This window comes from Streptomyces nanhaiensis (assembly GCF_046614825.1).
Lineage (GTDB): Bacteria > Actinomycetota > Actinomycetes > Streptomycetales > Streptomycetaceae > Streptomyces > Streptomyces radiopugnans.
In genome coordinates, this window is record NZ_JBKJFM010000004.1 from 16,295 (window position 1) to 33,105 (window position 16,811).

At 73.5% G+C, this 16,811-nt stretch carries 20 protein-coding genes; 6 read left to right on the plus strand and 14 right to left on the minus strand.

All coding sequences use genetic code 11. From position 1 onward, the window contains the following. The first annotated feature begins 125 nt into the window (after positions 1-125). Complete coding sequence (locus ACLIYP_RS02230) at positions 126-1,865, plus strand: SDR family oxidoreductase (protein WP_412711434.1); 1,740 nt, start codon at positions 126-128, stop codon at positions 1,863-1,865. Here ACLIYP_RS02230 and ACLIYP_RS02235 read toward each other — a convergent pair. After that, a complete protein-coding gene (locus tag ACLIYP_RS02235) occupies positions 1,762-2,316 on the minus strand; it encodes a MarR family transcriptional regulator (protein WP_412711435.1) in 555 nt (184 codons plus the stop codon). The two genes, ACLIYP_RS02230 and ACLIYP_RS02235, sit on opposite strands and share 104 nt — an antisense overlap. Before the next feature lie 95 nt (positions 2,317-2,411). Between ACLIYP_RS02235 and ACLIYP_RS02240 the strand changes: the two genes are divergently transcribed. The 3 genes from ACLIYP_RS02240 to ACLIYP_RS02250 all read left to right on the plus strand — a co-directional run bounded on the left by ACLIYP_RS02240 (position 2,412) and on the right by ACLIYP_RS02250 (position 6,010). Continuing rightward, positions 2,412-4,553 (plus strand): MMPL family transporter, encoded by a 2,142-nt coding sequence (locus ACLIYP_RS02240; protein ID WP_412711436.1) that lies wholly within the window; start codon positions 2,412-2,414, stop codon positions 4,551-4,553. 108 nt (positions 4,554-4,661) lie between these two features. Next, a complete protein-coding gene (locus tag ACLIYP_RS02245; protein WP_412711437.1) occupies positions 4,662-5,330 on the plus strand; it encodes a potassium channel family protein in 669 nt (222 codons plus the stop codon). Further along, the gene (locus ACLIYP_RS02250; RefSeq protein ID WP_412711438.1) at positions 5,327-6,010 is read left to right on the plus strand and encodes a potassium channel family protein; all 684 of its coding nucleotides are present in this window, start codon (positions 5,327-5,329) and stop codon (positions 6,008-6,010) included. The genes ACLIYP_RS02245 and ACLIYP_RS02250 overlap by 4 nt, the downstream gene beginning before the upstream one ends. 97 nt (positions 6,011-6,107) lie before the next feature. Here the strand turns inward: ACLIYP_RS02250 and ACLIYP_RS02255 are convergent, their stop codons facing one another. The 8 genes from ACLIYP_RS02255 to ACLIYP_RS02290 all read right to left on the minus strand — a co-directional run bounded on the left by ACLIYP_RS02255 (position 6,108) and on the right by ACLIYP_RS02290 (position 11,120). Beyond that, positions 6,108-6,887, minus strand: coding sequence for a DUF3159 domain-containing protein (locus tag ACLIYP_RS02255; protein WP_412711439.1), 780 nt, complete (start codon positions 6,885-6,887; stop codon positions 6,108-6,110). 3 nt (positions 6,888-6,890) lie between these two features. Next, positions 6,891-7,301: an OB-fold nucleic acid binding domain-containing protein gene (locus tag ACLIYP_RS02260; protein WP_093662721.1), complete on the minus strand. Its 411-nt coding sequence runs from the start codon at positions 7,299-7,301 to the stop codon at positions 6,891-6,893. A gap of 153 nt (positions 7,302-7,454) precedes the next feature. After that, positions 7,455-8,165 carry an ABC transporter ATP-binding protein gene (locus ACLIYP_RS02265; protein WP_412711440.1) on the minus strand — a complete coding sequence of 237 codons (711 nt, stop codon included), beginning with the start codon at positions 8,163-8,165 and terminating at the stop codon, positions 7,455-7,457. 69 nt (positions 8,166-8,234) lie between these two features. Then, positions 8,235-8,828: a hypothetical protein gene (locus ACLIYP_RS02270; protein ID WP_412711441.1), complete on the minus strand. Its 594-nt coding sequence runs from the start codon at positions 8,826-8,828 to the stop codon at positions 8,235-8,237. A gap of 11 nt (positions 8,829-8,839) precedes the next feature. Continuing rightward, positions 8,840-9,031 carry a hypothetical protein gene (locus ACLIYP_RS02275; protein WP_412711442.1) on the minus strand — a complete coding sequence of 64 codons (192 nt, stop codon included), beginning with the start codon at positions 9,029-9,031 and terminating at the stop codon, positions 8,840-8,842. A 157-nt stretch (positions 9,032-9,188) separates the two neighbouring features. Further along, on the minus strand, positions 9,189-9,977 hold the full coding sequence (locus ACLIYP_RS02280) for a DUF3710 domain-containing protein (RefSeq protein WP_412711443.1): 789 nt from the start codon (positions 9,975-9,977) through the stop codon (positions 9,189-9,191). A gap of 1 nt (position 9,978) precedes the next feature. Further along, a complete protein-coding gene (gene dut, locus ACLIYP_RS02285; protein ID WP_412711444.1) occupies positions 9,979-10,539 on the minus strand; it encodes a dUTP diphosphatase in 561 nt (186 codons plus the stop codon). Beyond that, the gene (locus tag ACLIYP_RS02290; RefSeq protein ID WP_412711445.1) at positions 10,536-11,120 is read right to left on the minus strand and encodes a PaaI family thioesterase; all 585 of its coding nucleotides are present in this window, start codon (positions 11,118-11,120) and stop codon (positions 10,536-10,538) included. Before ACLIYP_RS02290 ends, dut begins: the two co-directional genes overlap by 4 nt. 58 nt (positions 11,121-11,178) lie before the next feature. Here ACLIYP_RS02290 and ACLIYP_RS02295 point away from each other — a divergent pair, with 58 nt between their 5' ends. Then, positions 11,179-11,634 (plus strand): DUF3093 domain-containing protein, encoded by a 456-nt coding sequence (locus ACLIYP_RS02295; protein WP_412711446.1) that lies wholly within the window; start codon positions 11,179-11,181, stop codon positions 11,632-11,634. Between the two features lie 56 nt (positions 11,635-11,690). Here ACLIYP_RS02295 and ACLIYP_RS02300 read toward each other — a convergent pair whose 3' ends face one another. From ACLIYP_RS02300 to ACLIYP_RS02315, 4 genes are all read right to left on the minus strand, one after another. Then, complete coding sequence (locus tag ACLIYP_RS02300) at positions 11,691-12,545, minus strand: hypothetical protein (RefSeq protein WP_412711447.1); 855 nt, start codon at positions 12,543-12,545, stop codon at positions 11,691-11,693. 14 nt (positions 12,546-12,559) lie between these two features. Then, entirely contained in the window at positions 12,560-12,859 is a 300-nt protein-coding gene (locus ACLIYP_RS02305) for a DUF4193 domain-containing protein (RefSeq protein WP_093662716.1), read from the minus strand. Between the two features lie 422 nt (positions 12,860-13,281). Beyond that, entirely contained in the window at positions 13,282-14,559 is a 1,278-nt protein-coding gene (locus ACLIYP_RS02310; protein WP_412711448.1) for a sensor histidine kinase, read from the minus strand. A 7-nt stretch (positions 14,560-14,566) separates the two neighbouring features. Continuing rightward, on the minus strand, positions 14,567-15,220 hold the full coding sequence (locus tag ACLIYP_RS02315; protein WP_093662714.1) for a response regulator transcription factor: 654 nt from the start codon (positions 15,218-15,220) through the stop codon (positions 14,567-14,569). 420 nt (positions 15,221-15,640) lie between these two features. Between ACLIYP_RS02315 and ACLIYP_RS02320 the strand changes: the two genes are divergently transcribed. After that, the gene (locus ACLIYP_RS02320) at positions 15,641-15,814 is read left to right on the plus strand and encodes a hypothetical protein (protein WP_412711449.1); all 174 of its coding nucleotides are present in this window, start codon (positions 15,641-15,643) and stop codon (positions 15,812-15,814) included. Between the two features lie 104 nt (positions 15,815-15,918). On the opposite strand, the gene ACLIYP_RS02325 is transcribed toward ACLIYP_RS02320, so the two are convergent. After that, positions 15,919-16,719, minus strand: a complete 801-nt coding sequence (locus tag ACLIYP_RS02325) for an inositol monophosphatase family protein (protein ID WP_412711514.1) — start codon at positions 16,717-16,719, stop codon at positions 15,919-15,921. Between the last annotated feature and the right edge of the window lie 92 nt (positions 16,720-16,811).

Here is a 16,811-nt window from a genome sequence, read left to right on the forward strand (position 1 = left end):
CCTCCCCCGCCCGGCCCACCCAACCGCCGGCGGGCCGGAGTGCGGCAGGTCACGGAGGGAAGGCGCAACCTCGGCACCCGTCCCCGCGAGTTGCGGCCGGTGAGGGCGGGGCCAAGCATGGCCGTATGGCGGAGAGGACGGGCCGGCACATGGACGGCGGCAGCGGCAGCGGCGGCACCGGAGGTACAGACGGCACGGGCGCTCCCGCTCCCGGGAAGGGGAGCGGGGCCGCGGGCGGGGAGGAGGGGGGAGGGCTGACGGGCCGGCCGCTGCGCTGCCTGGTCACCGGCGCCACCGGCTACATCGGCGGCCGGCTGGTGCCCGAGCTGCTGGCGGTCGGCCACACCGTGCGCTGCCTGGCCCGCACCCCGGCCAAGCTGCGCGACCACCCCTGGGCAGGGCGGGTGGAGGTGGTGCGCGGCGACGTCACCGACGCCGCGTCGGTGCGCGCGGCGATGGAGGGCGTGGACGTCGCCTACTACCTGGTGCACTCCATGGGCGGCGGCTCCCGCTTCGAGGGCACCGACCGCGAGGCCGCGAGGATCTTCGGCGAGCAGGCGCGGGCGGCCGGGGTGGGCCGGATCGTCTACCTGGGCGGACTGACCCCCGCCGGGGTGCCCGAGGAGGAGCTGTCGCCGCACCTGCGCTCCCGCGCCGAGGTGGGGCGGCTGCTGCTGGCCTCCGGCGTGCCGACGGCCGTGCTTCGGGCGGCGGTGATCATCGGCTCGGGTTCGGCCTCGTTCGAGATGCTGCGCTATCTGACCGAGCGGCTGCCGGTGATGGTCACCCCGAGCTGGGTGCGCACCCGGCTCCAGCCGATCGCGGTGCGCGACGCGCTGCGCTACCTGGTCGGCTGCGCCTGGCTGCCGCCCGAGGTGAACCGGACCTTCGACATCGGCGGCCCGGAGATCCTCACCTACCACGACATGATGCAGCGCTACGCCGCGGTGGCCGGGCTGCCCCGGCGGATCATCGTCCCGGTGCCGGTGCTCTCCCCCACCCTGTCCAGCCACTGGATCGGCCTGATCACCCCCGTCCCGCGCGCACTGGCCCGGCCGCTGGCCGAGTCGCTGCGGCACGAGGTGGTCTGCGCAGAGCACGACATCGCCCGCCACGTCCCCGACCCGCCCGACGGCCTGCTGGGCCTGGACCGGGCGCTGCGGCTGGCGCTGAAGCGGATCAAGGACGCGGACGTGGTCACCCGCTGGTCCTCGGCCTCCGTCCCCGGCGCGCCCAGCGACCCGCTGCCCACCGACCCGAACTGGGCGGGCGGCAGCCTCTACACCGACGAGCGCGAGCGCACCGTGACCGCCTCGCCGGAGGCGCTGTGGCGGGTGATCGAGGGCATCGGCGGCGAGAACGGCTGGTACTCCGCGCCGCTGGCCTGGGCGGTGCGCGGCTGGCTGGACAGGCTGGTGGGCGGGATCGGGCTGCAGCGGGGGCGGCGGGACGCCGAGCGGCTGCGGGCGGGCGACTCGCTGGACTTCTGGCGGGTGGAGGAGATCGAGCCGGGGCGGCTGCTGCGGCTGCGGGCGGAGATGCGGCTGCCGGGTCTGGCCTGGCTGGAGCTGATGGTGGGCCGGGGGCCGGAGGGGGAGACCGTCTACCGGCAGCGGGCGCTGTTCCATCCGCACGGCCTGCTGGGGCAGGCGTACTGGTGGGGCGTCTCGCCGTTCCACGCGGTGGTGTTCGGCGGGATGGCCCGCAACATCGCCTCGGCGGCCGAGGCGGGCGCGGCGGGTGTCGGCCGGCGGCGCGCGGTCACCTCCGGACAGGGTCCCCGTCGGGGCGGTGGCGCAGCGCGGCCAGCTCCTCGTTCATGGCTGCCAGGAAGCGCACGACGGCGCGGAGTTCCGCGTCGCTGAAGCGCTGCCGCACGGTGTCGGTGGCGCGCGCGAGGGGACGGAAGTACTCGCGGGCCACCTGGCGGCCCCGAGGGGCGTAGTGGAGGTGGACGATCCTGCGGTCGGCCGAGTCCCGGGTGCGCCGGATGTGGCCCGCGCGCTCCAGGCGGTCCAGGCAGGCGGTGACGGCGCCCGAGGTGAGCTGGAGGCGTTCGCGCAGCAGCCCGGGGGTGACGGGTTCGTCCCGCTCGCTGTCCAGGATCTCCACCAGGGCCTGGACGTCGGTGGGGTGCAGGCCGTGGGAGTGGGCGAAGTCGTGCGCGGTCCGGCTGAACTCGCCGTTCATGCGGCGGAGCAGCACGGCGAACGCCTGGAGCCCGGTCGGGTCGCCGCCGGGGGCCTCGGAGGGCTCGGCGGAGGCGCCGGCCGGTTCGCCGGTGGGTTCGCCGGTGGGGTCGTCTGAGTCGCGCACTCTCCCACGATATACAATCTCGATCGTCAAGTTTCTCAACGAAAAAGATTTATGCCCGCGCAGCGGTGCCCGCGTCCTTCGTTTCAGGGGAGTCGATGAAACCCACACCACGTGTCCTCAGGTGGCTGGTGCCCGCCGCGCTGATCGTCGTCTGGCTGGCGGTCGGCGGCGCCTTCGGCCCGTACGCCGGGAAGATCAGCGAGGTCTCGACCAACGACCAGGCCTCCTTCCTGCCCGAGAACGCCGAGTCGACCAGGGTGATCGAGCTGCAGGAGGACTTCCGGACCTCCGAGACCGTGCCCGCCATCGTCGTCTGGGAGGCCGAGGAGGGCGGCATCGGCGCCGGCCAGCGGCAGCAGGCCGAGCAGGCGCTGACCGAACTGGCCCAGGCACCCGGCGTCGCCGGCCGCCCCTCCCCCGTGCAGCCCTCGGAGGACGGCGAGGCCCTGCAGGCCGTCATCCCGCTCTCCTCCGACCTCGACGAGGGGATCGGGGACGCCATCGACGCAATCCTGGAGACCGCCGGGCAGGTGGAGGGCGCCGAGGCCTACGTCGCGGGCCCGGCCGCCACCCAGGCCGACCTGTCCGAGGCGTTCGCCGGGATCGACGGGCTGCTGCTGGGCGTGGCGCTCAGCGTGGTGCTGCTGATCCTGCTGCTGGTCTACCGCAGCGTGCTGCTGCCACTGGCGATCATCCTCGGCTCGGTCTTCGCCCTCGCGCTGGCCACCGCGATCGTCTACTTCCTGGCCGAACGGGACGTGGTACGGGTCGACGGCCAGGTGCAGGGCATCCTGTTCATCCTGGTCATCGGCGCCGCCACCGACTACGGACTGCTGCTGTCGGCCCGCTTCCGCGAGGAGCTCGCCCACAGCGGCGACCGCATGCGCTCCGCGCGGACCGCGCTGCGCCGCTCCCTGGGCGCCATCGTCGCCAGCGGTTCCACCGTCGCCCTGGGCCTGCTGGCCCTGCTGCTGAGCGATCTACGCAACAACCAGGCCCTGGGTCCGGTCGGCGCCATCGGCATCGCCTGCGCGATGCTCAGCGCCCTGACCTTCCTGCCCGCGGTGCTGGCGGTGCTCGGCCGGTCCGCGTACTGGCCCGCCCGCCCCAAGCCGCCCGCGGACCCGTCCGACCCGTCCGCCGCCCGGGGCGTGTGGGGCAGGGTGGCGGCCCTGGTGGACCGCTCCCCGCGCCGGGTGTGGGCGGTGTCGCTGGCGGGCCTGGCCGTCGCCGCCGCGTTCTTCCCGACCCTGTCGTCCACCGGCGTGCCGACCAAGGAGATCTTCGTCGGCGGCGCCCCGTCCGTCACCGCCCAGGAGAAGCTCAACGAGCACTTCCCCGGCGGCTCCGGCAACCCTGCCGTGATCATCGCGGACGCCGACCGGGTACGGGAGGTCACCGCGGCCGCGCAGGACACCGAGGGGGTCGCCTCGGCCGCCCCGGTCACCTCCTCCGGCCGCCCCGGCGGGGGCGAGCCGCTGGTCGTCGACGGCCGGGTGAGCGTCCAGGCCACCCTGTCGGCCGGAGCCGACTCCGACGAGGCCCTGCGGGCCGTCGAGCGGCTGAGGGAGTCGGTGCACGCGGTGGACGGCGCGGACGCCCTGGTCGGCGGCTACACCGCCCAGCAGCTCGACAGCCGCGACACCGCGCGGGAGGACCGCGCGCTGATCATCCCCGTCGTCCTGGTGATCATCCTGATCATCCTGATCGGGCTGCTGCGGTCGGTGGTGATGCCCGTGCTGCTGGTGGCGACCGTGGCCCTGAACTTCCTGGCCACCCTGGGCATCGCCGCCCTGGTCTTCGAGGGCCTCCTCGGCTACAGCGGCACCGACCCCTCCATCCCGCTGTACGGCTTCGTGTTCCTGGTGGCCCTGGGGGTGGACTACAACATCTTCCTGATGACCCGGGTCCGCGAGGAGACCCTGCTGCACGGCAACCGGATGGGCGTGCTCAAGGGCCTGACCGCCACCGGCGGGGTGATCACCTCGGCCGGGGTGGTGCTGGCCGCCACCTTCGCGGCGCTGGTGGTGATCCCGCTGTCCTTCCTGGTGCAGATCGCCTTCATCGTCGCCTTCGGCGTGCTCATGGACACCGTCCTCGTGCGCTCCCTGCTCGTCCCGGCCCTCGCCAGGGACATCGGGCCGGCCGTGTGGTGGCCCAGCGCGCTGAGCCGCCGCGGTGAGGAGACACGGCCCGGAGGGGACCGGGAGGGGCGCCCCGCGCCGGATGCCGGGTAGCGTTACGGCGCAGGACAGATCGGCAGGTGCCCCGGTCGGGGCGGGAAGGATGACGCGCGATGCGGGCCCGGGTCGTCACGGCACAGGAAGGCACGGGGTAGCGGCCTCATGCACATCGTCATCATGGGGTGCGGGCGCGTGGGCGCCGCACTCGCCCGGACCCTGGAGCAACGGGGTCACACGGTTGCGATCATCGACCGGGACGAGGCGGCCTTCCGCCGCCTGGGCTCGTCCTTCGGCGGACGCCGGGTGGAGGGGATCGGCTTCGACCGCGACACCCTGCGCGAGGCGGGCATAGAGGAGGCCGGGGCGTTCGCCGCCGTCAGCAGCGGCGACAACTCCAACATCATCGCGGCCCGCGTGGCGCGCGAGATGTTCGGCGTGGAGAACGTGGCCGCCCGCATCTACGACCCCCGCCGCGCCGAGGTCTACCAGCGGCTGGGGATCCCGACCGTCGCCACGGTCCGCTGGACGGCCGACCAGATGCTGCGGCGGCTCCTGCCCTCGGGGGCGGAGCCGCTGTGGCTGGACCCGACCGGAGGCGTGCAGCTCGCCGAGGTGCACGCCTCCACCGCCTGGGTCGGGCACCGGGTGAGCCGCCTCCAGCAGGAGACGGGCACCCGGGTCGCCTTCATCACCCGGCTGGGCGAGGCGATGCTGCCCGCCTCCGAAACGGTGATCCAGGAGGGCGATCTGGTGCACGTGATGATGCGCTGCGACCGGGTCGGCGACGTGGAGGCCGCGTTCTCGCGCGGTCCCGAGGGAGAGACACGATGAGGGTCGCGATCGCCGGGGCCGGCGCGGTGGGCCGTTCCATCGCCGGGGAGCTGCTGGAGAACGGCCACGAGGTGCTGCTGATCGACAAGACGCCCGGCGCCATCTCGGTGGAGCAGGTGCCGCAGGCCGAGTGGCTGCTGGCCGACGCCTGCGAGATCACCTCGCTGGACGAGGCCGCGCTCCAGCGCTGCAACGTCGTGATCGCCGCGACGGGCGACGACAAGGTCAACCTCGTGGTCTCCCTGCTGGCCAAGACGGAGTACGCCGTACCAAGGGTCGTGGCGCGGGTGAACCACCCCAAGAACGAGTGGCTGTTCAACGAGTCCTGGGGGATCGACGTGGCCGTCTCGACCCCGCGGCTGATGTCCGCGCTGGTCGAGGAGGCCGTCAGCGTCGGCGATCTGGTGCGGCTGCTGCGCTTCAGCCAGGGCGACGCCAACCTGGTCGAGCTCACCCTGCCCCCCGAGTCGGCGCTGGCCGGCACGCGGGTGGGCGATGTGCAGTGGCCCGAGGACACCGCGCTGGTGACGATAATCCGCGGCAGCAGGGTCCTCACCCCGGGCCCCGAGGACTCCCTGGAGCCGGGCGACGAGCTGCTGTTCGTCGCCGCCCAGTCCCGCGAGGAGCAGTTGGAGGAGCTGCTGTCGGTGCGGCGGGAGCCGGAGGAGGAGTCCCGGTAGCGGCGCTCCGTGCGTACGAGGGCGGCGGCCCCGGTCGGCCGACCGGGGCCGCCGCCCTCGTCGTGTGCCGTACGGCCGCCGCGGGACCGTGCCGGGCTCAGGAGTCCGTGCGCGCCTCGCCCGCCACGCGCTCGCGTTCCCGCTCCCCGGCGCGCTTCCTCTCCGCCTCGGCGGCCTCCTCCGCCTCCATCTCCGCGATCACGTCGATCGGCGGCGGGGCCTTGGCCAGGAAGACGTAGGTCAGGTAGACGCACAGCAGCAGCGGCGGGATGCCCAGCGCCACCTTCACCCAGCCGAGCTGCGTGGCGTCGCCCCAGAAGTAGATCGGGAAGAGGATCGCCGACTTGGCCAGCAGGACGATGCCCCAGGCCCAGGTCGCCTTGGTGTAGGCCGCCAGGCGGCCGGGGTTGCGGGTGCGCCAGGAGAGGTTCTCGCGCATCAGCGGTCCGAGCAGCACCCCGATCAGCGGGAAGCGCACCATCGCCGAGACGCAGTACGCGACCGCCAGCCCCAGGGTGTAGAGCATGCCCGGCAGGTAGAAGTTCTTGGCGTCGCCCGACATCATCGCGAAGACCGCGCCGATCCCGACCCCGAAGACGCCGCTGAAGGCGTGCTTGAGGGTCTCGCGCTGCACCAGGCGGGCCAGCGCGAGCAGGACGCTCAGGCCCAGTGCCGCGACGGCCGCGAGGTGGATGTCCCGCCTGATCGTGTAGACCAGCACGAAGACCAGCCCGGGCACGGTGGTGTCCACCATGCCCCGCACACCGCCGAACGCCTCCATCAGCGCCTTGTCCGTGACCGTCGGACCGGACGCGCCGGCCTCGGCCCCGGACCCGGTTCCGTCCACGCCGGCGGCCGGCTTGTCGAGAGAGGTCACCCGCTACTCCTGTCCGCTGTCCTGTCCGATGGGTCGCAGCTCGTACTTGGGGTTGAACAGCACCGGGCGGCCGCGGTTCATCGCGATCCGCCCGTGGGCGATCAGCCTGCGGCCCGGTTCTATGCCCGCGATGGACCGGCGGCCGAGCCACACGACGTCCAGCGGGGCGGACCCGTCGAACAGCTCCGCCTCCAGCGCGGGCACGCCCGCCCTGGGGCGCTGCGTCACCGTGCGCAGCGTACCGGTCACCGTGACGATCTGCCGGTCGCCGCAGTCGCAGATGCGGGTGCAGCCGCTCTCCTCGGTGTCCTGCCGGAGTTCGGCGGAGAGCAGATCCTCCTGGGAGGAGGCCAGACGCCCGAGGAGGCGCCGCAGCCGGCCGCCCTGCCTCTCGAGTCGGGTAACGCCACTCATGCGGCCAGCCTACCCGCGCCCGTCACCGCCCGTAATGCCCCTGAGGGCCCCGGAACCGGATGTGACCGAAGGCTCTCCTCAAGCGCCCCGGGGGTCCCCGGCATCCCCGGCGCCCCACGGCGCGCACCGGGCCCGCGGCTCAGGGTTCACCGCTCAGGGCCGGGCCGGCAGCGGACGGAGCTCGGGGCCGGCCTCGCGCAGCCGTCCGTCGCACAGCTCCAGGACGCGGTCGGAGCGGGAGAGCAGCCAGGGGTCGCGGGTGGCCACCAGCGCGGTGGCGCCGCGGGCGCGGACGGCGGTGTACAGCAGCTCCAGCACCCCGGCGGCCTCGCCGGGGCCGAGCAGCGCGGTGGGTTCGTCGGCGACGAGCAGCGCCGGCCGGATGGCGAGCGCGCGGGCGACGGCGACGCGCTGGCGCTGGGCGCCGCCGATCTCGTCGGGCCGCCGTCCGGCCAGCTCGGCGAGGCCGGCCTCGGCCAGCAGCCGGGAGACGCGCTCCTCGCGTTCGTGCGCGGGGACGTTGCGCAGCCTCAGCGGAACTCCGACGTTCTCGGCGACGGTGAGGACCGGCAGCAGTCCCGGGGAGGGGAAGACGATGCCGATGCGGTCGCGGCGCAGCCTCAGCCGCTCCTGCTCCCCCATTCCGTCCAGCCGTACGCCGTCGACGGTGATCCGGCCCGAGACGGGGGTGTCGAGTCCGCCGACGAGGCCCAGGAGTGTCGTGCGGCCCGCGCCGGGGCGCCCGGTGACCGCGACCAGCTCGCCGCGCCGGACGGTGAGCGACAGGCCGCGCAGTACGGGGACAGCGGCGGGTGCGTGACCGTGGGAGTGGTGCAGGTCCTCGACGACGACCACGGCGCCCATACGGCCTCCCCTTCCGGACGGTGCCGAGCCTAGCGCCCCCGCGGGCCGCTGGGGCGGGGCGGAACGGCGCTACTTCTCCCAGACGGTGACGTCGGCCGCGTAGCCGACCCCGGTCTTCTCCCCCAGCCGGACGAAGGCGATCCGGCCCTCGTCGGTGCGCGCGCAGAAGGAGGTGCCCTCACCGCTCCACTCCACGACGGTGTCCCGGATGGCGAACCGGGCGAGGTACTCCTCGCACTGCCGGCGGCCGGGGGCCCGCTCCTCCTTCCACTCCGCCGTCGTCACCATCGGGGCGACACCGCCCATCGTCATGGCGTAGAAGTACAGGTCGGTGCCGGTGTACGCAACGGAGCCCGCCGATGGGGACACCCCCGGCGGTTCGTGGTCCAGGTCGAAGTCGTCGCCGATCAGGACGTCTCCCGAGAAGCGGACGGCCCCGGGTGCCGCCTTGGAACCGCCCCCGTCGCCACGGCCTCCCAGGACCCCGGGCAGGCCTCCCGGGGTGTCCTCCCCCGCCTTCCCGGCGGTTCCGTCACCGAGGACGTTGTCTCCGTTGCCGTCGCCGCAGATGGCCGAGCCGCTGCAGCTGGTGCTGGTGCAGCCGGCCAGGACGAGGCAGAGCGGCAGCAGGCAGGCCGCGGCCGCGAGTCCGGTTCGGGGCATGGCCGGGGGCCTCACTCGCCCTGGCCGGGCACGCCCACCCGGTTGTTGTCGTTGCCGTCACCGCAGACGGCCCCGCCGCTGCAGTCGTTGCTGCTGCCGCCGACGGTCTCCTGGACGGTGAAGATCCCCACGACCGCCAGCGCCACCGTTCCGACGACTCCGACGACGTACATCCATAACTTCCGCCGGTCCGCCCCGTTCATGGGCACGGTTCCCCCCAATCCCCGCCGCTTCCGCGGGCTCCTCGGAACGGGCCCATGGTGGCACACCCCGCCTGCCGCCGTCATCGGACCGCAGGGCCGCGAGAGGGCTCCGGCCCTGCCGCCCCGTACGGCGGCAGGGCTCCGGGCCGCGTCCCGGTCAGCGGACCTCGGTGATCTCCGGGCCGCGCTGGAGCTTGTCGATGCCGCCGGCGAAGCGGGAGCCCTCCTGCGCCTGCTCCTGCTGGACGCCGTCGGGCACCATCTGCGCGTCGTCGGGGAGCTTGAGGACGATCGGGTCGCGGGGCGCCATCGGGGAGTCGCCGCGCACCACGACCGTGTCCCGGAAGATCTGCTCCAGCAGTCCGGCGGCCTGCGGCTGCACCGCGCCCTGGCCGGAGATGACACCGCGCAGGAACCAGCGGGGGCCGTCCACGCCGACGAAGCGCACGACCTGCATGCCGCTGTTGCCGTCGGGCAGCCTGACCGGCACCTGCGCGCGCAGCTCCCAGCCCAGCGGCCCCTCGACCTCGTCGATGATCCCGCCCTTCTGGGTGATGCCCGAGGCGATCTCCTCGCGCACCTCGTCCCAGATGCCCTCGCGCTTGGGCGCGGCGAAGGCCTGGAGCTGGACGGCGCTGTCCTTGAGCACGATCGTCGCGGCGACGATGGCGTCCCCGGCGACCTCCACCCGCAGCTCCATGCCCGGCACTCCGGGGACGAACATGCCGCCCAGGTCGACCCGGCCCTCGCCCGGGGCGTGCAGCTCGCTCACGTCCCAGGGGCCGTCCGGCCGGGGGGCCGGGGGGAGCTTGACCCTGGCCTGCTCGCCGCCGGTGCCGTCGGCGGACCCGTCCGACGCGTCGGTGCCCTCGTCGGATCGTTCCGTCTCGAACTCGTCCGAGGCGCCCTCGGGCCCTACCTTCTTCTTGCGACGACGTCCGAACACGTCACTGTCCCTTCAGGTCGGCGGCCTCGTCGGCCGCGACCGCAGCGTAATGGTTGTGCTGTGCAGCGTGGTCCTGTGCGGCGCCGTCCTGTGCGGCGTGGCCGCCCGTGGAGCCGAAGCCCCCCGCCGCTCGCGCCGATCCCGGCAGTTCCTCCACCTCGTGGAAGCGCACCTTCTCGACTTGCTGGACGACGAGCTGGGCGATGCGGTCGAACCGCTCGAACCGCACGCTCTCGCGCGGATCCAGGTTGGCCACGATCACCCTGATCTCCCCACGGTACCCGGCATCGACGGTTCCGGGGGCATTCACGAGGCAGACCCCGCAGCGGGCCGCCAGACCGGAGCGCGGATGCACGAAGGCGGCGTACCCGTCGGGCAGCGCGATGGAAACCCCCGTGGGCAGAACGGCCCTCTCGCCGGGGGCCAGTTCGGCCGCCTCGGTGGTGACCAGATCGCAGCCCGCGTCGCCGGGGTGGGCGTAGGCGGGCAGCGGAACCTCGGGGTCGAGACGGCGGATCAGCACCTCGACGGGACCGCGCCCGGGCAGGCCGGCGCGGCTCACGGGTTCACCTCGAAGGCGCGGGCCCGGCGGACGGTGTCGGGGTCGGCCATCGCGGCCTCGATCTCGTCCTTGCGGCCGTGGTCGACGAAGTGCTCGACCTTGACCTCGACGAAGAGGGCGTCGGCGCGCACCGCGAGGGGGCCGTCGGGGCCGCCGACGCGTCCGGTGGCGGTGCAGTAGATCTTGCGTCCGTGCCGGGCCGTGGCCCGTGCCGTCAGGTGCAGCACGGAGTCCACGGGGACGGGCTGGAGGAAGTCGGTCTCCAGCCGTCCGGTGACCGAGATGGTGTGCATCAGCCAGTTCAGGGAGCCCAGGATCTCGTCCATGGCCGTGGCCAGCAGTCCGCCGTGGGCGAGGCCGGGGGCGCCCTGGTGCTCGGGGCGGACGGTGAACTCGGCGGTGACGCTGACGCCCTCGCCCGCCCGGGCTTCGAGGTGCAGTCCGTGGGGCTGCTCGGTGCCGCAGCCGAAGCACTGCGCGTAGTGGGCGCCCAGCGGCTCTCCGGGAGCGGGGGCGTCGGGGTGACGCGCCGGGGGAACGGCGTCGTCCGGCGGGGTCAGGGATGTCTTGGTGGCACTCACGGATGCTGACCTTACCGCCGGGTCAGTGAGCCGGTCGCGGGCGTGCCAAGCTGGGGACATGCTTCCTCCCGGCGTGCTGTACGACGAGCGGCTGACCGCGCCCCGCCCCTGGTGGCTCATCCCCGCCCTGTCCGGGGTCTGCCTGGGCCTGATCCTGTTCCCCCTGGGCCCGATGCCCCTGCTGGGCGGTCTGGTGGTGGGTACGGCGCTGGGCGCGGTGGCGGTGAGCGCCTACGGCTCGGCCCGCATCCGCGTGGTCGCGGACTCGCTGGTCGCGGGGGAGGCCCGGGTGCCGGTCTCCGCGCTGGGCGAGGCGCACGTCCTGGACGAGGAGGAGGCCCGCGCCTGGCGCACCCACCGCGCCGATCCGCGCGCCTACATGCTGCTGCGCGGCTATGTGCCCACGGCGCTGCGCGTCGAGGTCACCGATCCCGAGGACCCCACGCCGTACCTGTACCTGTCCACGCGGCGTCCGCGGGCGCTGGCCGACGCCCTGCAGGCGGCGCGCCGGTAGCCGCGGCCGGCCGTACGGGCGGCCGCGGATCCGGCGGGGACGGGGGGCGGCGGGCGTCAGCCGTCCTCTTCCGGGCCGCGCGTGAGCTGCGAGGGGATGACCTTCCCCGGACGGTCCTCCAGGGGGACGGCGTCCCAGGGGATCCGCCGCCTTCTGAGGTCGGCGCGGATCGTCTCCGCCAGCTTCCTGGTGTCGCGCCGGTTCATCAGGGCGCCCACCGCCGCGCCGATCATGAACGGCGTGAGATTGGGGAGGTTGCGCATGGTGCGCTTGAGGAGGGTCTGGCGCAGCTGGCGTCTCATGTGGCTGCCGAACGCCGCGCCGAACGTCGCGGGCGCGGCCAGTTCTATCCCGCGCTCCTGGGTCCACTCGGCGAGGTAGGCGGCGGCCCGCTCCCGGACGTTGCCGGGCGGGCGCAGTCCGTAGACCTCGTGCAGTTCGGCGATGAGCTTGAGCTCGACCGCGGCCACCCCGACGACCTCGGCGGCCAGCTCGGCGGGCATCGCAGGCGGTACGGGCAGCATCGCCGAGGCGCCCACTCCGGCGCCGACGGTCGCACTGCCCTTCATGGCGCCCGATATCAGCCTGTCGGCCATCTCCTCGGGCCCCAGGCCGGGGAACTGCCGGCGGAGCGTGTCCAGGTCCCTCACCGGGATCCTGGGCGCGAGGTCGACGATGCGGTCGGCCACCACACCCAGGAACGCCCTGACCGTGCCGCGCTCGCGCGGCTCCCCGGCTCTGCCCCCGTCCGTTCCGTCCGCGCCGTCCGCGCCGCCTGTCCGGCGCGGACGGAGCCGCCGCAGCCCGCGGCCGAGGGCGGCTGCGGGCGCGGAACGGGGTGCGGGTACGGGCGCGAGCGAGGCCTTGCCGTCCTGGCCCCGCTCGGCGTCACGTGCTTCCTCGGCCGTCATCAGCCGGCCCCGGCTCAGGCCGCGCAGTCGCGGCAGATGGGGTGACCGTTCTTCTCCGCCGCGAGCTGCGAGCGGTGGTGGACGAGGAAGCAGCTCATGCAGGTGAACTCGTCGGCCTGGCGGGGCAGCACCCGCACGGACAGCTCCTCGTTGGAGAGGTCCGCTCCGGGCAGCTCCAGGCCCTCGGCCTGCTCGAACTCGTCGACGTCGACGGTCGAGGCGGACTTGTCGTTCCGCCGGGCCTTCAGTTCCTCGATGCTGTCCTCGTTGACGTCGTCATCGGTCTTGCGTGGAGTGTCGTAGTCGGTCGCCATGTCGCTCTCCCCCTCTGGGTGTCTGTGGTGTCTCCAGCGCACGTAACGCGCGAGAGGCCGGACTTGTGCCCGACCTGAGGCGGAGATTTTGCCTCACATCAAGCCCTGTTACTCAATCGACACCCAACCGCGCCCCTGATGGGGTGACCGAGTCGGCCGTCGACCGAGGGCCCGGGACGGCCCCCGTGTCCACTTTGCGCCTACCGCCTCCCCTCTTTTCCACGATCGCGACCTGCGAAAACATGGATTTTCCGGCATTTTTCGGCAGGGCCTGGGACGCTGTACACGTGTGACCGAAAAATCGTGTGTGTGATCGATCACAACCGGTTCGAACCATGGAGGAATTCCCGGATTTCGCCCCATAACACCGGGCCCCGCGGAGATATTCCATGATCGTCCTTTCCGCCCCGCGCCCGGGAACGTCAGACGGGGAGCGTGACCCGGACCACCAGTCCGCCCTCCTCGCGCGGCCTGGCCGTGACCGCCCCGCCGTGGGCGCGTACCACCGACCGCACGATCGACAGCCCCAGGCCGACCCCCCTGTCGCTGCCGGTGCGCTCGGTGCGCAGCCTGCGGAAGGGCTCGAAGAGGTTGTCCACCTCGTACGCCGGGACCACCGGGCCGGTGTTCTCCACCACCAGCACCGCCTGCCCCGGCTGGGCCCGGGTGTCCACCGAGACCCAGCCCTCACGGGACACGTTGTAGCGCACGGCGTTCTGCACCAGGTTGAGTGCGACCCGTTCCAGCAGCACCCCGCTGCCCTGCACATAGGCGGGCTGGCGCACGCCCCGCAGCTCCACGCCCCGCTCCTGGGCCTCGCCGCGCGCCTGCTCCACGGCCTGGGAGGCGACCTCGGCCAGGTCCACGGGCTTGCGGTCGACGATCTCGTTCTCGCTGCGGGCGAGCAGCAGCAGGCCCTCCACCAGTTGCTCGCTGCGCTCGTTCGTGGCGAGCAGCGTCTTGCCGAGCTGGACCAGTTCCGGCGAGGCGTCCGGGTCTGAGAGCTGGACCTCCAGCAGGGTGCGGTTGATCGCCAGCGGGGTGCGCAGCTCGTGCGAGGCGTTGGCGACGAACCGCTGCTGGGCGGTGAACGCCCGGTCCAGCCGGTCCAGCATCTGGTCGAAGGTGTCGGCCAGCTCCTTGAGCTCGTCGTCCGGTCCGTCCAGCTCGATGCGGCGGTGCAGGTCGGAACCGGCGACCCGCTGGGCGGTGCGCGTGATGCGCTCGAGCGGCGAGAGCACCCGGCCGGCCATGACGTAGCCGAAGGCGAAGGCGGCCACGGCCAGGCCCAGCAGGGCCAGCAGGGAGTGGTTGAGCAGGGCCTCCAGGGCCGCCTGCCGCTGGTTCTCCATGCACTGCTGGACGGCGGCGGTCAGCTCCTGGGTGGTCAGCTCCCCGCCGTCCGCCCGGCTGGGCAGGCTGCACACGGCGCTGGTGGTCTGGTCCTGCACGCCGATGATCCGGAAGGGCAGGTGGCTGCCCTCCTTCAGCGCCTGGGCCGCCAGCAGGTAGATGATCGCCAGCAGCACCATCCCCGCGATCAGGAACATCCCGCCGTACAGCAGGGTCAGGCGTATGCGGATGGTGGGCCGCAGCCAGGGGTGGGAGCGGCCCGGCTGGAAGGGGTCCCAGGTGGGCTTGGGCGGGGTCGCGGGGGGCTGGGGCGGGGGGCCGGGGGTACCGGGCGTGCTGGGTGTCATGAGGGGCTCAGATGCGGTATCCGGAGCCGGGCACGGTGACGATCACCGGCGGCTCGCCGAGTTTGCGGCGCAGGGTCATCACGGTGACCCGTACGACGTTGGTGAACGGGTCGGTGTTCTCGTCCCAGGCCTTCTCCAGGAGCTGCTCGGCGGAGACCACCGATCCCTCGCCCCGCATGAGCACCTCCAGGACCGCGAACTCCTTGGGGGCCAGCTGCACCTGCCGGCCGTCCCGGAAGACCTCGCGGCGGTTGGGGTCCAGCCGGATGCCGGCTCGCTCCAGCACCGGAGGCAGGGGGGCGGTGCTGCGGCGGCCCAGCGCCCGCACCCGGGCGGTCAGCTCGCTGAAGGCGAAGGGCTTGGGCAGGTAGTCGTCCGCGCCCAGTTCCAGGCCCTCCACCCGGTCGCTGACGTCGCCGGAGGCGGTGAGCATCAGCACCCGCGTGGGCAGGCCCAGCCGGATGATCTCGCGGCACACGTCGTCGCCGTGGACCAGCGGCAGGTCGCGGTCGAGCACCACGACGTCGTAGTCGTTGACCCCGACGCGTTCGAGGGCCGCGGCGCCGTCGTAGACCACGTCGACGGCCATGGCCTCCCGGCGCAGCCCGGTGGCCACGGCATCGGCGAGCAGCCGCTCGTCCTCGACGACGAGTACGCGCACGGGTGGTGTCCTTCCTGGGTTCGCGGAGCGGGGAACCGCCCCGAGGTGTTCGAGGGCGGCGTGGGAGCGGTGCGGGACGGGGACGGGTGAGCCCCGGCCCGGCGGACCGGGGCGCGCCGCGCCTTGTCCCGCCCTGTCCATCGTGGTCCATCGTGCCCGCGAGCTCAGTAAACGGGCCGTAAGGGACTTCCGCCGCAGCCGTTCACCGAATTTTCGTCCATCTTGAGGTTTCTCTGAGGTTTGAGATGGGGAGGACGGCATTACACCCGCGATCACGCCCTGTAGGCGGCATCTCACGACCCCTCTTCCCAGTCCTCCCGGCCCCGGAAGAGCCGTCGGCCGACCGCTCGGGGAGTGCACCGTGATCGCCCCACCCCCGGCACACCCCCGTGCCGACGACCCACGACGAGGGGGCGCACCATGGACGCGTTCACCGCAGGCATTCTGCAGCGCATACGGACCACGGAGTCCGACCTGATCCGCGCTCGTGAGTCGGGCGACGACTTCCTGGCGGACGTCGAGCAGGCCGAGCTGGAGGATCTGCGCCGTCTGGCCGCCGAGTACGGAGTGGAGGTCGGCGCCACCAGCGCCTGACCCGGCACCACACGGCGGCGCCCCGGAGGGGAGAACCCTCCGGGGCGCCGCCGTGTGGAGGGCGCAAGGGGGGCCGGTGCCCCTGGTGCCCCGGCCGGGGCCGTTCAGTCGTGCCAGGCGCCCAGTTCCTCCAGCAGCGGCTGGAGCACGCCGAAGACCCCGGGCGAGGCGGCCACCGTCAGTTCGCCCGTCGGCGGGGAGCCGGGCCGCCCGCCGGTGAGGGCGCCCGCCTCGCGGGCGACCAGATCGCCCGCGGCGAAGTCCCATGGGTGCAGCCCCCGTTCGTAGAAGCCGTCCAGCCGCCCGCCGCCCACGTCGCACAGGTCGATGGCGGCCGAGCCGGAGCGGCGGATGTCGCGGACCTGCGGCAGCAGGCGGCGGGCCACCTCGGCCTGGGCCCGCCGGCGCCCGGCGACGTAGTTGAAGCCGGTGCCGATCAGCGCCTGCTCCAGCGGCGGCGAGGGGCGGCAGCGCACGCGCTCCCCGTTCAGCCAGGCGCCCTCGCCGAGCACCGCGTGGTACGTCTCCCCGCGCGGCGGGACGTGGACCACGCCGACGACAGTCTCGCCCCGGTGCTCGGCTGCGATCGAGACGGCCCAGGCGGGCTGTCCGTAGAGGTAGTTCACGGTGCCGTCGATCGGATCGATCACCCAGCGCACCCCGCTGCCGCCCTCGGTGGAGGCCCCCTCCTCCCCCAGGAAGCCGTCCTCGGGGCGGTGGTCGGCCAGGAAGCCGGTGATCAGCTTCTCGGAGGCGAGGTCCATCTCGGTGACGACGTCGACGGGGCTGCTCTTGGTCGCGGCCACCCCCAGGTCGGCGGGACGGCCCTCGCTCAGCAGCGCGCCCGCCCGGCGGGCGGCCTCCAGCGCGAGGCCCAGGAGTTCCCTCCTGAGCGGATCCGCCACGGCGGCGGTCGCGCGGTCGGTCTCCGCTCCGGCCCCGGTGGGGCTGCCTGCGGGGGTCCCGGCGGAGCTTGCGGCGTCGGTCACGGCTCTCC

Excerpts from the sequence above, each read along its gene's own strand:
- ACLIYP_RS02265 (WP_412711440.1), bottom strand. The coding sequence starts at position 8,165 with ATGGGCGCCGTGGTCGTCGTCGAGGACCTGCACCACTCCCACGGTCAC.
- ACLIYP_RS02320 (WP_412711449.1), top strand. The coding sequence starts at position 15,641 with ATGGACGCGTTCACCGCAGGCATTCTGCAGCGCATACGGACCACGGAG.
- ACLIYP_RS02230 (WP_412711434.1), top strand. The coding sequence starts at position 126 with ATGGCGGAGAGGACGGGCCGGCACATGGACGGCGGCAGCGGCAGCGGC.
- ACLIYP_RS02260 (WP_093662721.1), bottom strand. The coding sequence starts at position 7,301 with ATGAGTGGCGTTACCCGACTCGAGAGGCAGGGCGGCCGGCTGCGGCGC.
- ACLIYP_RS02270 (WP_412711441.1), bottom strand. The coding sequence starts at position 8,828 with ATGCCCCGAACCGGACTCGCGGCCGCGGCCTGCCTGCTGCCGCTCTGC.
- ACLIYP_RS02240 (WP_412711436.1), top strand. The coding sequence starts at position 2,412 with ATGAAACCCACACCACGTGTCCTCAGGTGGCTGGTGCCCGCCGCGCTG.
- ACLIYP_RS02250 (WP_412711438.1), top strand. The coding sequence starts at position 5,327 with ATGAGGGTCGCGATCGCCGGGGCCGGCGCGGTGGGCCGTTCCATCGCC.
- ACLIYP_RS02300 (WP_412711447.1), bottom strand. The coding sequence starts at position 12,545 with ATGACGGCCGAGGAAGCACGTGACGCCGAGCGGGGCCAGGACGGCAAG.
- ACLIYP_RS02305 (WP_093662716.1), bottom strand. The coding sequence starts at position 12,859 with ATGGCGACCGACTACGACACTCCACGCAAGACCGATGACGACGTCAAC.
- ACLIYP_RS02295 (WP_412711446.1), top strand. The coding sequence starts at position 11,179 with ATGCTTCCTCCCGGCGTGCTGTACGACGAGCGGCTGACCGCGCCCCGC.
- ACLIYP_RS02245 (WP_412711437.1), top strand. The coding sequence starts at position 4,662 with ATGCACATCGTCATCATGGGGTGCGGGCGCGTGGGCGCCGCACTCGCC.
- ACLIYP_RS02275 (WP_412711442.1), bottom strand. The coding sequence starts at position 9,031 with ATGAACGGGGCGGACCGGCGGAAGTTATGGATGTACGTCGTCGGAGTC.
- ACLIYP_RS02310 (WP_412711448.1), bottom strand. The coding sequence starts at position 14,559 with ATGACACCCAGCACGCCCGGTACCCCCGGCCCCCCGCCCCAGCCCCCC.